Source organism: Providencia rustigianii DSM 4541 (assembly GCF_000156395.1).
GTDB classification, from domain to species: domain Bacteria; phylum Pseudomonadota; class Gammaproteobacteria; order Enterobacterales; family Enterobacteriaceae; genus Providencia; species Providencia rustigianii.
The window spans coordinates 624377-624793 of record NZ_GG703819.1 but is presented as its reverse complement, the minus strand read 5'-3'; the positions used below and the strand labels follow the sequence as shown (position 1 = coordinate 624793).

Here is a 417-nt window from a genome sequence, read left to right as displayed (position 1 = left end):
AAGTTGCCGTGGTAGCTTTGTGCGGTACGGGCGTTAGTGCCGAGAAAATACAAGGTTGCGCCATTAGGCAAAACAATGGGGTCGCCTTTTAAGTCAACATCAACTTCACGCGCCATATCAATTATATAACCTTTGAATACATGCGCTTGAGCTTTACTTGCAGATAAAAATATTTGATTTCGCCCTGTGGTGAGGGCATCCATAAAGGCTTCACGGGCAAAGAAGTAAGTCGCCCCAATTTGGCGTGATTTTAGGATATTGCGAATACGGTGTTTATGTCCTGCGCCGTACCAAACTTTCTGATACTCAAACATATTTTCACGAAAGATTTCTTCCAGTTTTTCAAGCTGTTCTTCGCTAAATAAATTCTTTTCAGGGGCGCGGCGCTCGCCTTTATTGCGATTGGCAAGTTTGGGA

Annotated in this window: 1 protein-coding gene; it reads right to left on the bottom strand. The window is 43.9% G+C overall.

Going from position 1 to position 417, the window contains the following annotated elements:
- Positions 1-417: terminase large subunit domain-containing protein (locus PROVRUST_RS12730; protein WP_006815251.1), on the bottom strand; the 417-nt coding region annotated here is incomplete at both ends.